The 14,223-nt window shown below is 60.7% G+C and carries 13 protein-coding genes and 1 pseudogene; 5 read left to right on the top strand and 9 right to left on the bottom strand.

Going from position 1 to position 14,223, the window contains the following annotated elements:
- Positions 1-52 precede the first annotated feature (52 nt).
- The 3 genes from glcC to ggt all read left to right on the top strand — a co-directional run bounded on the left by glcC (position 53) and on the right by ggt (position 4,326).
- Positions 53-817, top strand: a complete 765-nt coding sequence (gene glcC, locus AB3X94_RS03660; protein WP_368610804.1) for a transcriptional regulator GlcC — start codon at positions 53-55, stop codon at positions 815-817.
- Between the two features lie 326 nt (positions 818-1,143).
- Complete coding sequence (locus AB3X94_RS03655; RefSeq protein ID WP_368610803.1) at positions 1,144-1,704, top strand: hypothetical protein; 561 nt, start codon at positions 1,144-1,146, stop codon at positions 1,702-1,704.
- A gap of 888 nt (positions 1,705-2,592) precedes the next feature.
- Positions 2,593-4,326, top strand: coding sequence for a gamma-glutamyltransferase (ggt, locus tag AB3X94_RS03650; protein ID WP_368610802.1), 1,734 nt, complete (start codon positions 2,593-2,595; stop codon positions 4,324-4,326).
- 101 nt (positions 4,327-4,427) lie between these two features.
- On the opposite strand, the pseudogene AB3X94_RS03645 reads toward ggt, so the two are convergent.
- A pseudogene (locus tag AB3X94_RS03645) lies at positions 4,428-4,511 on the bottom strand (oxidoreductase); the annotation flags it as partial.
- A gap of 210 nt (positions 4,512-4,721) precedes the next feature.
- Here AB3X94_RS03645 and AB3X94_RS03640 point away from each other — a divergent pair.
- Together AB3X94_RS03640 and AB3X94_RS03635 are read left to right on the top strand one after the other, a co-directional pair.
- Positions 4,722-5,633, top strand: coding sequence for a dienelactone hydrolase family protein (locus AB3X94_RS03640; protein ID WP_368610801.1), 912 nt, complete (start codon positions 4,722-4,724; stop codon positions 5,631-5,633).
- 205 nt (positions 5,634-5,838) lie between these two features.
- Entirely contained in the window at positions 5,839-6,276 is a 438-nt protein-coding gene (locus AB3X94_RS03635; RefSeq protein ID WP_312883557.1) for a LysR substrate-binding domain-containing protein, read from the top strand.
- On the opposite strand, the gene AB3X94_RS03630 is transcribed toward AB3X94_RS03635, so the two are convergent.
- From AB3X94_RS03630 to AB3X94_RS03595, 8 genes are all read right to left on the bottom strand, one after another.
- Positions 6,248-7,672 (bottom strand): amidohydrolase family protein, encoded by a 1,425-nt coding sequence (locus AB3X94_RS03630; RefSeq protein ID WP_368610800.1) that lies wholly within the window; start codon positions 7,670-7,672, stop codon positions 6,248-6,250. The two genes, AB3X94_RS03635 and AB3X94_RS03630, sit on opposite strands and share 29 nt — an antisense overlap.
- Positions 7,673-7,682: 10 nt before the next feature.
- Positions 7,683-8,498 (bottom strand): ABC transporter permease, encoded by an 816-nt coding sequence (locus tag AB3X94_RS03625; protein ID WP_176110482.1) that lies wholly within the window; start codon positions 8,496-8,498, stop codon positions 7,683-7,685.
- Between the two features lie 29 nt (positions 8,499-8,527).
- A complete protein-coding gene (locus AB3X94_RS03620) occupies positions 8,528-9,352 on the bottom strand; it encodes an ABC transporter ATP-binding protein (protein WP_176106857.1) in 825 nt (274 codons plus the stop codon).
- A 4-nt stretch (positions 9,353-9,356) separates the two neighbouring features.
- Positions 9,357-10,394 carry a Rieske 2Fe-2S domain-containing protein gene (locus AB3X94_RS03615; protein WP_368610799.1) on the bottom strand — a complete coding sequence of 346 codons (1,038 nt, stop codon included), beginning with the start codon at positions 10,392-10,394 and terminating at the stop codon, positions 9,357-9,359.
- 30 nt (positions 10,395-10,424) lie between these two features.
- A complete protein-coding gene (locus AB3X94_RS03610; protein ID WP_176106855.1) occupies positions 10,425-11,405 on the bottom strand; it encodes an ABC transporter substrate-binding protein in 981 nt (326 codons plus the stop codon).
- A gap of 973 nt (positions 11,406-12,378) precedes the next feature.
- A complete protein-coding gene (locus AB3X94_RS03605) occupies positions 12,379-12,753 on the bottom strand; it encodes a VOC family protein (protein ID WP_368593473.1) in 375 nt (124 codons plus the stop codon).
- Between the two features lie 27 nt (positions 12,754-12,780).
- On the bottom strand, positions 12,781-13,503 hold the full coding sequence (locus AB3X94_RS03600; protein WP_176106853.1) for a YafY family protein: 723 nt from the start codon (positions 13,501-13,503) through the stop codon (positions 12,781-12,783).
- A gap of 413 nt (positions 13,504-13,916) precedes the next feature.
- A complete protein-coding gene (locus tag AB3X94_RS03595) occupies positions 13,917-14,168 on the bottom strand; it encodes an HNH endonuclease (protein ID WP_368611016.1) in 252 nt (83 codons plus the stop codon).
- Positions 14,169-14,223: the final 55 nt, after the last annotated feature.

Here is a 14,223-nt window from a genome sequence, read left to right as displayed (position 1 = left end):
GATAGTATCCGTGATAGCATTGGTATGTGGTCATACCAGTGGAATACCGGCGATGCAGGCAGAGATTACGGAGAACGCTAGGCAGGTTGCCGACGTGGTCGCCGAGCGGATTGAGCGACTTATCGTAGACGGCGTCCTGAAAGCCGGGCAGGCGTTGCCGTCGGAGCGACGCCTCACCGACAAGCTCGGCGTTTCGCGAACGGCGCTGCGCGAGGGGCTCAAACTGTTACGAGCTCGCGGCATCATCGAAACATCGCAGGGGAGGGGCTCTTTCGTTGCGAACTTGAGTGTGCAGCCGGCGCTGACGCCACTGATGCATCTGCTCGGCTCGCAACCGCGCACGCTTTACGATCTGTTTGAGGTTCGCCAGATGCTGGAAGCGGAATCCGCTCGTCTTGCGGCGCTGCGTGGCACTCCCGCCGACTTCGTATTGATTACGCGCCGCTATGAAGAGATGCTGGAGGCCCACGGTAAGGAGACCAGCGCGTCGACCCATGCGCGGCTCGACCACGCATTTCACCTTGCGATCTGCGAGGCATCCCATAACCCCGTGCTGGTGCATACGTTGAGTTCGCTGACTGAGCTGCTGCTCAGCTCGGTGTTCGCATCGGTGAACAATCTCTATCATCGCGAGCCGCAAAAGCGTGTCATCGATCGCCAGCATGCAAGGCTTTATAACGCTGTCACCGGCCAACTGCCCGAACAGGCGCGCAAGGCAGCGTCAGATCACATCGCGAGCGTATGCGCAAATCTGCGGGAAATCGAACAGGAGGAGCAGCGGCTCGTGCGGGCAACGTTACGCCTGGAGGGTTGGTAGTAAATCGGTGGCGGTGTTTGCGCATTGACTCAGGTTTTTTGTTACCAGGTGAGGGTCGTTGCCTCATGTAATTTGCTACCCGTCAGAATGCAGGCGGGAGCGACTTATGACAAGGCGACTCAGCATGACAACACGACAGGAATTGACTGAAGCAGTCGGCGAGCGGTATCGCCGTTCTGACCGGAATGAGAAACGCCAGATACTGGACGAATTCGTTGAGTTGACGGGTTACCATCGGAAGCACGCGATCCGGGTGCTGTGCCGGGAGTTGCGGCCGCCAAAGGTAAAGCTCGACCCTAGCCGCATCACTGACAATGGAGGTTCAAGTGCGCAATGTGCTGGTGGTTGCTCTCCTCGCCCTAAGTATGACGACTTTGTCTTACGGCTTCGACGGAAGCGGGTCAGGCGGTAGGGAAAGCGGCGAACGGGGTGGACAACGCACTCTGAAGGTCTTTGACAGCCAAGGCAAGATGGTGGGGCCGCTGGTTAGCTATGTACCGCTTGGCACTATTCTTCTCGTGAACGGCGCGGTGATTTTTGCTCCGATTCAACGGGTAAGCATCAATAGCGGTAGTCAGCATTCGGCGTCGCAATTTCAATGGGCGGGCGACTTCTCTGCATATCCGACGCCAGACTGCAGTGGCAGCCCGCTGATCACTCCGAACGCTGCCGCAACCTCGCAAGTACGGCCATCCCAAATCGTCAGACAAGGAGTCGATGCGACCGTATATATTGCGGGCGACACTTACTCAGTCCAGACGACCTTTATGTCTTTCCTGGTGAGCGGCCGATGCGCGCCCGGTCAGGAGACGTTGGAAGCCTGGGCTCCCGAAAGCTCCTATTCGCTCACGCAACACTATCCCGAGCCGCTGACAATTCATTACTGAGCGCCCCGCTTGCCTGCTCCACGCGCTTCGGCGCAGTACTTTGCCGTGCCATTTCGCCGACAACAGTCTCAACGTGTCGCGCTCATCATCGCTCTGTTGCGCGCTCAAATTTGGTCGCAGCAGGGCATTCACATCGCGGCGCTACGACGCGTTTCGGATCCAAGGTAAGCCGTATTAACCGCGCGCCTGCCGCGCCAAGGCGCGAACAGTCTCGGAGCCGCGGCCGCCATGCTCAAAGAATGACTATCGGACGCTTTCACCGAAGGCTCAGACAGACATCTGATTCTCCGGTGCGCATGCCGGTCGATCTCAAGGGCTGTTCCCGATGTCGCAAGCGACGTTCGAATGGCAAGATGACCGCATCGATGAGCGACCGCTTGTGGCCCGGACGCGGTCCGACGATGATCTTGCAACATCGAGTGGCTATCGCCTGTCGTCGACCGGCAGCTCCCGTAAAGGGTCAACCCTTTCCGACAGCCGTCCTTCAACGCTGCGATCCCGCCATCTCGATTGAAAGCGTGTTCGGCCGCTCGCTCGTCTCTGGACATAAGCGACACCTTTCATACGCACCCGCGAATCCCTTGTCAGCCAAGGCTCGAACGGGACGGGGACGATATCTCGTGAGTTGACATTCTTAATGCGGTCTACGGCTGAAGCGGACGGACGCGCTGTCGGTCATCCAGCAGCTCACGGAGCCCATGTTCGAGTCCCGGCAGCCAGTCGCGCTGGACCAGCCGCCTCGCGGAACTCGCTCCACAAATCGTCAACCCGGCTGGCACGAGCATCAGAGGGGATGCAGCGGCATTCGCAAACCGGTCAGTGGCATGTTATTCGCCGAGGGCGAGACTTTTCTGCCACCAAGGGAGCAACTATCATGGGGGACATTCAATGAAGCTTTTAAACAGGGCGCAATCGTCCGCGAGCGGCTTGGCACTGGTCACACTCGCAGCCGTTTCGACCGGCTTTCTCGAATCCGCACCGGCCTATGCGAAAGTTCCTGAGAAACAGCAGCCGGCCGTACTCACCGCGTCGGCGATCGCCGTGGCCGACAAATACAGCGCCGATGCTGCAGAGAAGATCTTCAAGGAAGGCGGCAACGCGGTCGATGCCGCGGTCGCGATTGCCTTCACGCTTGCGGTGACGTATCCGGAAGCGGGCAACATCGGCGGCGGCGGCTTTATGACGCTGTACGTCGATGGCAAGCCGTATTTCATCGACTATCGTGAGCGCGCACCGCTCGCTGCCACGAAGAACATGTATCTCGACGAGCAGGGCAATGTCATCAAGGGCAAGAGCCTGTACGGCTACTATGCCGTCGGCGTGCCGGGCACGGTCGCCGGCATGTGGGAGGCACAACACCGCTTCGGCAAGTTGAAATGGAAGCAGGTACTGGCGCCTGCCATCAAGTATGCCCACGACGGTTTCGAAGTCGACGAGCAGCTGGACAAGCGTCGCGAAGAGGCCTCGAAAGAATTCGAGGGCAAGACGAACTTCGATACGTATTTCGGCAACCTCAAGCAGGGCGTCAACTTCAAGCAGCCCGATCTCGCCGCCGTGCTGGCACGCATTGCCGACCAGGGCGCTAAAGACTTCTACAACGGCAAGACCGCCGATCTGATCGCGGCATCGATGCGTGGCCACGGTCTCATCACGAAGCGCGACCTGCAGGACTACAGGGCGGTATGGCGTCAGCCGATTCAGGCCGACTGGAATGGCTATCGCGTGATCACTGCACCGCCGCCGAGTTCGGGTGGCATCGGCCTCGTGCAGCTGCTGAAGATGAAGGCTGACATCGCACCTGACTTCAAGGACGTGACGCTCAATTCGGCGCAGTACGTGCACCTGATCGCGGAAATCGAAAAGCGCGTGTTTGCCGATCGCGCGCAATATCTGGGCGATCCCGATTTCTACAAGGTGCCGGTCGCGCAACTGACCGATGAGGCATACATCGCCAAACGCGCTGCTGAAGTCAACCCGACTACGCCGTCTGATACGAAGAGCGTGCAGCCGGGCCTCGGAACGACAATGCCGGAGAAGGCTGAGACGACGCATTTCTCGGTGATCGACAAGTGGGGCAACGCGGTGTCGAACACATACACGATCAACGGCTATTTTGGCTCGGGCGTCGTGGCGGAAGGCACGGGCATTGTCCTGAACGACGAAATGGATGACTTCTCCGCGAAGCCGGGTGTCGCGAACATGTTCGGCGTGGTGGGCAGCGATGCGAACTCGATCGAACCGAAGAAGCGTCCGCTGTCGTCGATGAGCCCGACGATCCTGACGAAGGGCGGCAAGGTGTCGCTCGTGATCGGCACGCCGGGCGGCTCGCGCATCTTCACGTCGATCTTCCAGGTGACCAACAACATCTACGATTTCAACATGCCGTTGCCTGAAGCGGTGGCTGCGATGCGCTTCCATCACCAGTTGCTGCCGCCGAACACGATCTTCTGGGAGCCGTACAAGCCCATCGACGGCGAACTCGCGAAGCAGATCGAAGCCAAGGGTTACGTGCTGAAGGGCCAGGATTTCAGCGGCGACATCCAGGCGATCAAGGTCAACGGCGATACGCCGGAAGCTGCCGCCGATCCGCGCGGCCGCGGCGTGACGCGGGTGATTCACTAGTCTGTTTTCTCGTTTGTTGCCGGCGACATGCGGGTTGCGTCGCCGGCTGGCGGCGATACTTCGCAAAGCGTCGCGACGAGTGCTCAAACCTGCGCCGTCCCTCAGTCAAAGAGCTCGGCGCCATTCACAAAGCTGGCATCGCCGGAGGCGAGAAACGCCACTGCCTTGCCGATCTCCGAGGGCTGACGGCCAAAGCACCGTGTAAGACGACTGCCAGCCCTCTGAATCTGCCATCCATCAACCGTTGCTTGATCTTGCGCAGTAGCTACGAGGGAAACGCCAAAGAGCCGCCAAGACCCGAATGCGAACGTATTCGATTGATGCCCGCGCCTATGATGAAAATGGAGCGGATTCGTCGATCGATAACCGCGCCCCTGACACGTTGGAGGTTCCGGATGAAACGCTCGCTGGCTACCTTGTTCGTTACGGTTTTGCTACTTATGCCGTGCGGCATCACGAACGCGTGGGAGGAAACGTCGCACCTGCGGATTAATTACGTCGCCTACCCGGTCATCTGGAACGGCCAGACAATCATGATCGCCGCGCGTCTGCAGATCCCGCTGGACGTAAGCGGGAAACTTCCTGCGGTCATCCTGATGCACGGAACGTCCGGCCTCAGTTATCGCGGCGTCTACTACGCAGCGGCACTCAATCGCGCCGGAATAGCGACGCTCGAGATTGATCAATGGGGCGGGCGCAACCTTCCGGGTGGATCTTCCAGCCGCCCCAAAAATCTCTCTGACAACCTGCCCGATATCGCCGGCGCTTACCGTCTGCTAGCCGAGCGGCCAAATATCGACGCGTCGCGAATTGGAATTCTGGGCAGTTCTATGGGCGCCATAGAGAGTTTGCTGATGATGACCCATCGCCACAGCGACGCTCTTCTAGGCGATCAAGTACACCTGAAGGCCGCGGTAGCTTTTTACCCCGTCTGCTGGCTGTTCAACCACGTACCGGGCGCCGAGTTTGGGAATCTCGTCGACGCGCCAGTCAGGATTTTCGTCGGGACCGCGGACGACTATGACGGCGGAGATGCCGCCTGCCAGGATTTGCTGCACAGCCTGCCTCCCAAGGACGCGATGCATCTGTCGATACGCAGCTTTCCCGGCGCCACCCACGAGTTCGACGTATTCGACGGCCCGCGCGAATTCAACGATCCAGGGGCCAACCGCCGTCATGGAGGCACCATTCGTGTGCGTCCCGATCCGCAGGCACGGCAACAGGCTCGCGACGACCTCGTGCAGTTTTTTACCAACGCGTTCAACCAGGACCGGGTCGACCTGCCCCGACATGTGACGCCAAACTGATCCCGTCGTCCTTTACCCCCGGCGGTCGTATCTCGCGCAATCACCAAATTGTCAGAAACCTGGCTCTTGAGCGGACGCTCGCGAGCACATTACGACAGACCGTTCATGGCCGGTTGTACCCATCCAGTTATGCGCGATCTCTGTAGCGCGTGTGCTCGAAGCGGATGTGGTTCCGTTTCGCATGAAAGGCGTGGTCGATCCGCTCATGCGCGCAAAGCATTTTCACCTGACCGATCTCGAGTCGGCGAACCTGCTCGTCAGGGAGCGCGGCTCGGGTACGCGTGTCGCGATTGGACGTCTTGTCGAAGCGGCCTGGTTGAAGCTGCATGACGCGTCCGAGCTATCGAGCAATGACGCGATCAAGCCGCTCGTCGAAGCGGGACTCGTGGCGTTCCTTTCGCTGCACGCGTGTGCGCTCGAGATGCAGGCGGGACTCCTGGCGAGGCTTCCCGTGCCGTCTACACCGATTGAGCGAGCGTGGCATGTCGCGAATATGTCGGAGTGGCGCCTGCCTCAGGTCACCAACGCGCGCCGGGAGTTCCTGATGCAGTCGAGGGCCGCCGTAGCAGGCCTGACTTCGCCACCGGAAATACACAGGCGGGCGAGAGCCGCCGTTACGCCACTTCTGCCAGTATGCCGCTGACCTCGGCCAGCGCTTGCCGTCGCAGTTCGCCGAGATCGACATTCGCCACGGCATCGTCCTTCACCACGCAGCGTCCCGCCGAGAATAGTGCCGCGACCGTCGGCCGTCCGCCCGACGCCACCGGTCCGATCGCTGGATCGTGCAGACCGAAGTAGCGGGGATCGTCGAGCCGGTACACGGCGATATCGGCCGAGTAGCCCGACGCAATTCGCCCGACGCCTTCGAGCCCAAGCACGCGCGCGCCACCCGCCGTCCCCCAGTGCACGACTTCTTCCACCGAAGCGGCGTCGGCGCCGCCTTCGAACGTGCCGCCGCGATAGACAGGTTGCGCCGCCATGCCGCGCCGCGCGCGCTGCGCGAGCCACGCCATGTGGACCTCGGAGATCATGTCGGCGGCTTCGTTGGACGCCGCGCCATCGACGCCGATCGACACTCGCACGCCCGCGTCCGCCATCTGGCGCACCGGCGCGATGCCGCTGCCGAGCCGCCCGTTCGATTGCGGACAATGCGCGACCCCGGTCCCAGTCTCGGCGAGCAGCGCGATCTCGCGCGCATCGAGCTTGACGAGATGCGCGAACCAGACATCGTCGCCGAGCCAGTCGTATTCGCCGCAGAACTCGACGGGCGTCGCACCATGGATCGCCTTCGCGCTGTCCTGATAGCCGACCGTCTCCGACAGATGACTGTGCATCCTCAAGCCGAGCCTGCGCGCGACGCGGGCGGTCTCGCGCATCTCGTGCGGCGAAATCGAATAGAGCACGGTGGTCGGCGCCATCGCGACACGACGCATCGCGCGCGGTGATGCATCGTGATAAGTCGATGCCAGCCGCTCGATATCGGCGAGATATGCATCGAGCGACTCAGGCCGAAGCGCGGTCGGCAACTCGGCTTCGAGCTGGCGCGTGCGCGTCGCACCGCCGCGCAGCAGCACGAAGCGCAGGCCGAGCTTGTCCGCTTCGTCGAAGAGAATCGCCGAACTGTCGAACGGCATGCCCGGGTAGTACAGGTAGTTGTGGTCCGCGACCGTCGTGCATCCCGAGCGCATCAGTTCGATCAACCCGATGCGGGCAGCGAGGCGGAAGCGCTTCTCATCGAAGAGTACGCGAAAACGATACGGCGTCGCGGCGAGCCACGGCGTGAGGGAGGCGTTGAGTCCCGAAGGATCGCCCTTGAGCAGCGACTGGAAAAGATGATGATGTGTGTTGACCCACGCCGGATAGACCACGCAATCGGAGGCATCGACGATCGTCTCGCCCTCGCGCGGCGCGAGCCTGCCAATCGCTGCGATCGTCTCGCCTTCGATGCGGATGTCCGGTCCATCCACGCGCGCCGGTTCTTCGGCGCTGCCGTCGCCACCGGTCATGATGGCCGCTGCATTGCGAATCAGTATGCTCATATTGATGGTCTCAGAGTTCGCTCTCGTGCCAGCCGCGCAAGCCGATGCGCGCGACCCACACGGTGATGCCGAACAGCACCACGCCCGTGAGCGTGATCAGAAAGAGCGCCGCAAAAAGGCGCGGAATGTTCAACTGGAATCCCGCCTGCAGAATCTGATAAGCCAGACCCGAGCCGCTGCCGCCGGTTCCCGCGACGAACTCCGCGACGACCGCACCGATCAGCGAAAGTCCGCTCGAAATCCGCAAGCCGCCGAAGAAATACGGCAGCGCGCTCGGGATGCGCAGACGCAAAAGCGTCTGCCAGCGTGTCGCGCGATTGATGCGAAACAGGCTGACAAGGCCCGGATTAACGCTGCGCAAGCCGAGTGCGGTGTTCGAGATGATAGGGAACAACGCGACGAGCGTCGCGCAGATCACGAGCGCGAACGTCGTGTCCTTCACCCAGATGATGATCAGCGGCGCAATCGCGACAACTGGCGTGACCTGCAGCAAGATCGCGTAAGGAAAAAAGCTCGCCTCGATCAGCGGACTTTGCGCGAACAGCAGTGCGACCGCCACGCCCAGGACTGTTGCGAGTGCGAAGGCGAGCAGCGTGATCTTGAGCGTCGCGAGAAGACTCATGACGAGCATCGGACCATCGGCGACCAATTGCAGCGCGATGTCGTGCGGCGCGGGCACGAGATACACCGGCACCTTGAAGAGCGCGCACCAGCCTTCCCAGACCAGCAGCATCAATATGCCGACGACACAGGGCGCCATCGCCTTCGCCACGCCGGGCCGCTGTAACAGCGCAGGGCTGCGCCGGCGCTCGGCTTTCGAATGCATCGCAGGCTTCGTTACAAGCGTCTGACTACTCATGATTGCGCTCCCTGGGTATCGACCTGCCTGTCTTCATTCGATGCCAGATGCGCGTCGGTGATCAGGTCCGACAGCGCCTTGCAATGCTGCATGAAGGGTGCCGAAACGCGATACGCTTCGTCGCGTTCGGCCGGCCCGCCGATCGGCACGTCGGCGATGATGCGCCCGGGCCGCGCCTGCATCACAACCACGCGTCCCGACAGATACACCGCCTCGTAGATGCTGTGCGTGACGAACACCACGGTCATGCCGCGCTTCCTCCAGAGCGCGCGCAGATCAGCATCGAGCTTGTTGCGGGTGAATTCGTCGAGCGCGCCGAATGGCTCGTCGAGCAGCAGCAGGTCGGGTTCCGTGACGAGCGCCCGTGCCAGCGACGCACGCATCTGCATCCCGCCCGACAGCTCGCGCGGACGCACCGTGCCGAAGTCGCCAAGACCGACGTTCGCGAGCGCAAGGGCGACACGCGCGTCGGCTTCGCGTCGTGGTACGTGCGCGAGGTCGAGTGGCAGGCGCACGTTGTCGGCAATCGACGCCCAGGGCATCAGCGTGGCTTCCTGGAACACCATCGACATGCGCCGCCCGACCGATCCGACGACGCTGAACGGCTGGCCCCACCACCGCATGTGACCGTGCGTGGGTGTCTCGATGCCGGCGAACATCTTGAGCAGCGTGCTCTTGCCACAACCCGACGGTCCGAGCAGCGAGACGAATTCTCCCGCGCCGATGGTGAGGCGTATATCGTCCAGTGCGATCGTGCCGTTCGGATAGACCTTGTCGATACGCTGGACGGCGAGCGCCGTGTCTTTGCTGTCTTCGCTCATGGCCTCATGCCTCCTCTGTATCGATGCGGAACACTTCGTGCTCGCCATGCCCTTCGAGTAGCTCGAGCAGCATGCGGCGCATCAGCAGTCCGGGCTGATCGGATGCCATGTGGCATTCCTGCTGGCGGCGCACGTCGATGCACGCGTCGTAGTCGGTGGTTTCGAGAATCTCGCGGTCTTCATCGGTGATCGGCCGGTCCCAGTCGATCAGCTCCTGGGTCGAACATTGCGCTTCGGTGTCGTTGCGATAGAGCCATTGCACGAGCATCATCGTTCTGTCGTCGATCGGCGTTGCGCAGTTGTAGATGATGTGATGCACGCCGCTTGCCGGATACATGCAGCCGAAGCGCCGCGCGAACGGCACGTACCATCGGTTCATCAGATGGCGCTCGGTGATGTCGTCGGTGGTGCCCGTGATCCGGAAGCTCGCTTGCGGGTTGCGGATCGGCACGCGCGTCTCGGCCTCAAAGCCCCATTCGTTCGGACGGAACTCGTACTTCGATGGCTTCGGATTGTCGAAGAGACCGAAGTTCGACTTGTGCACGAAGCTGAAGTGCGAGTTGTCGAACGAATTCTCCATCATGCGCAGCGCGCTCGTGTTCCACTGTTCGTAGAACTGCAGGATGCGCCGGTAGCCCGGTGCGTTTTCCTCGGCAAATTCGGGAATCGGCTGCAGCGGATCGTCGAGCGCAACCCACGCGTAACCGTAGCGCTCCTCGCAGCGATACGACTGCACGATCGCGCGCGAGGGAATCTCGCCGCCCGCGTTTTGCGGAATGCGCACGCACTTGCCGCTGCAGTCGTAGGTCCAGCCATGATAGCCGCAGGCGATGTTGCCATCGGCATCGACGAATCCCTTCGACAGCTTCGCCGTGCGATGGCAACAGCGGTCGCGCAGCGCATGCGGTTTTCCGCCCGCGCCTTTCCACAGGACGATCGGTTCGTTAAGCAGCGTGAACGGCTGCGGACCTTCGTCCAGTTGCGAGATCGGCATGACCGCGTACCAGAAGCGGCGCAAGACTTTCTGACGTGTGACCAGCATGATCGGACTCCTTGATTCCGTGACGCCCGCTCAGGGCATGACCTTCGCGTTCTGGATGTACTGCAGCGTATAGGCGCTCTTGTAGTCGGTGCTCGCTTTGAGCAGCTTCGCGCCGACCATGTAGTCGTAAGTCTTCTTCCAGCGCGTGTCGGTCATCGCGCCGATGCCGAGCGTCGATGCATCTCCGCCCGTCACGAGCTTCAGCTTCTTCAGTTGCGCCACGCCAAACGCGAGCTGCGCATCAGTCATCTCGGGATTGTCCTTCTTGATGAGCGCGTTGCCCGGCGCCGGATTGGCGAGATAGCTTTTCCAGCCTTCCATCGACGCCTTCACGAAGCGCGCGACCACATCGGGCTTCTCGGCAAGAGTCTTCTTCATGCCGACGATGGTGGTGTTGTAGGGCGGATAGCCGGCGTCGGCAAAAAGGAAAAAGTGCGTTTTCACGTTCGCGCGATCGGCCTGGAACGTCTCGGATGACGGATACGCCTGCATCGCGACGTTCGCATCAGCGAAGAACGGCTGGATGTTGAACGTATAGGGACGCGTCTGACCGTCGCTATAGCCATACTTCTCCTTGAGCCAAGGCCACCACGACGTGCGGCCGGAGCCCGCGACGAGGATCGTCTTGCCTTTGAGGTCCGCGAGGCTCTTCACGTCGTCGTGCGTGAGCATGCCTTGCGGGTCGAACTGGAACGAGGCGGCGACCGTCGTCACAGGAATCCCCGCCTCGACGCTCGACAGCACCTGGAAGTCGTAGCCGAGAATGAAATCAGCCTGGCCGCCGACGAGCAACTGCATACCGTTGACCTGCGGGCCGCCCATCTTGATCGTGATGTCGAGCCCGGCTTTCTTGTAGAGGCCCGTGGCCTGCGCCTGATAGAAGCCGCCGTGCTCGGCCTGCGCATACCAGCTCGTCAGGATGGTGATGTGATCGTCGGCGTGCGCCGATGTCGTCGAACAAATACTCGCGGCCAGAACGATGCTGCTCAAGATGCGATTCAATACACGCATGAAAAGGGCTCCCCTGTTAGAACGTAGGAAGACCATGCGGACGTAAGAACGTGTCGGGCGCTATGCGCTCGGCGTGCCGGATGACGATCGAGGAAGATTCGGGGCGATTCACGCAACGCTTCCTGTCGACGGAATCCGGACGATTCCGTTCGAACGTCGAGGCTGGTCGACGTAGGCGCGCGATGCGCCCCAAGAGCAATGCCCCACGCCGGTCAGATACGCCGACGCTAGCCGCTTATACTCTGCAACGCTTTAAGCGATATCCATGCCAGAGATTCGTTGCCGGGACTGGCGTACCTTGGGTCGTTGCAAGCCTGTCCGAGCGGGCGATACAGGGGCAGCGGCGCCCAATCATGAAGCATGGACGCACTGTCAAGGAACGCCTTCGGCCCTCACAGAGCTCGGATCGGATTCGGCCAAGCCATTTACCCAGTACATGACGGATTGCGGGGGTAATGAGTATGCGAGCGCCACCTAGCACCTGGACTGGATAGGCAAGGTGTATGTGAATCACCGATATAGCTTGGCAAGCGGCCATTACGGAGGGCGGAGTTCGAGTGGCAGCAGTGGGTCGCGAAGACTCGTTCATTGACGTGAGAAGTGCCGTTTAGGCTTATTCGACGCCTGGCCGTCGGCGCCGCGGCACGCTCACAGCAATGTGAATGAGGGCAGGCATCGAACAACCCTAAACGCGAAGAGTCCTTCGATGACCCTGAAGAGGGTCATTCACGCTCGTCCCGCGACGGCGCAGATCTATTCTTTACCCGCTCCCTCATCCACTCTTAAACTCTCCATCCTGAACGGTCGGTCACCACCCTGCATAGCTCTACGATCTTCAGGGCGCTGTTGAATGTCTCATACTCGCCGTACTGACTCCCACAGAGTCCGGCTCTTTTCAACCCACAAGAGACGTTCGGGTCTTCCAGAAACGGCCATTCATGCGAGCACCGGGCCACTGCGACGGCGGGCTTTCTCAACGCACGGGCCGACAAAATATATTGACGAGATTTCCATCCGGGTCGCGCAGCAGTAGCGAGCGATTGCCCCAAGGCATCAATGTCGCCGGCATCACGATGGTTTTACCGGACGCTTTCATCCGTTCGAACACCATGTCGACGTCCTCCACTTCGAACTCCAGGATTGCCGATTGATTGGCTGCGGCAGTGGCCGCTCCGACATTGAAAAGCTTGATCAGGTGCTCAGATGAAATCGCGAGGGTCGTGCTCGCGAATCGCATTTCGGCAAACCCATCGGCTAGCCGCACAGCCTCGATCCCGGACAGCCTCTGATAAAACTCGACCAGCCGTTCAATATCTGCGGTTACCAGTCGAACCGATGCAAACTTCATTTTAAGCTCCTTTAAAAGAGCTTCAGTCTACTGGGGCATGCTGTCAGATTCTGGCAGTATCGTGCGACTAGCGACCTGATTGAGTTTGCGCCATTCTCGAAGCAGAGTGGAACGCCGCTTGGGATAGCGCTCCATCTTTTGCTCGACGCTCAAGATCCGATCCGAACGGAAATTCCGAAAATCGGCTCGAAGCTCGCACCAACACATCAGCACCCGTGCCTGGTCGAAATACACCAGGGCAAAGGGCCAAACGACGCGCCGCGATTGAATGCCGCTGCCGTCCACGTAGGTAATCTCGAGCTTCAACTCTGCACGGACCGCGGCACGCAGCAGGTCCGGCGAGATCGTGTGGGCAGGTCTCGTCAACGGCGCGCCGACCAGCAGCGAAGATTCCTCTAGCTCGCGGCGCAGTTCGGCGGGCAGCACGGCCGCTATCTTTGCAAGCGCGCCGAGCGCACCCCCTGATAGCGTCTCGTCGCAGCGATCGGCCACCCAGCGCATGCCAAGCACCAAAGCATCGAGTTCCTCCGAGCGGAACATGATGGGTGGTAGCATGAAGCCCGGCTTCATCACATAGCCAATGCCCGGCGCCCCCTCGATGAGTGCGCCCTGGGCCTGCAAACTGGCGATGTCCCGGTACAAGGTGCGAGTGCTTACGCAGAGCTCATTGGCGAGAGTTTGGCCGCTCACGGGACGTCGATAACGACGTAACACTTGCAGGAGTTGAAGGAGGCGTTCTGCACGGGACATACGTGAATTGTGATATTGGCACGGAGGGAAATCAACAATGTGATCCGGTGCTTCGAACCGAATGCAGTTCATTCGTTCCGAGGACCATTGCATTGTCGACGATCTATACGGCTCTGTCGAACGTCCTTTCCTGGCCGAGAGCACCAGTTCAACGCTGGTTCTGTTGAGGTGCCGTTGAACGCTTCGACGGCAGCTTTCGGGCGGCTTCTGTGGATGAGTACAGCCGGCCAGCTTCGGACTTCGGCTGGCGTCGCGAGTCCGCCATTCGCATGTCTCAAGCTTCCAAACTTCGGACGTTCGCATATCGCCGACTGGCGGTTGATCAGCCGAAGCGCTCAGGCCGCTTGGAGATTCGCCACCCCTGCCTGCGCTAAATGTTGGCGTAACGTGGCCAAGGCAGGATTGTCGAAGACCTATTTGGCATGCCACTTTCCTCGATCCACGCATCGCTGAACATACATCCTGTGTTCGTTCGGATCGCGCGCGACCTTTCTATGGTGTCGCCGTGCATTACAAACTCGGCAGGCTGCAACAATGTTCCGCTTGCAATTCGCGCCCCCATCAACCCGAGCACGAAGATGCTCGCCTGTGCAGTGCAGTTGCGGCGCTTGACGGCGGGAGATGTTGTATCGCTCAATGAACGGCTCAGCGCTGCCGTCCCACATTGGATAACCGCAATAGAAGCAAAGACCGGATTGACGTTTGAAAGCACGAGCGCGG

Source organism: Paraburkholderia sp. BR10923, assembly GCF_040948765.1.
GTDB lineage: Bacteria > Pseudomonadota > Gammaproteobacteria > Burkholderiales > Burkholderiaceae > Paraburkholderia > Paraburkholderia youngii.
Note: the sequence above shows the minus strand (reverse complement) of the source record. Positions and strands in the feature narration are given on the sequence as shown.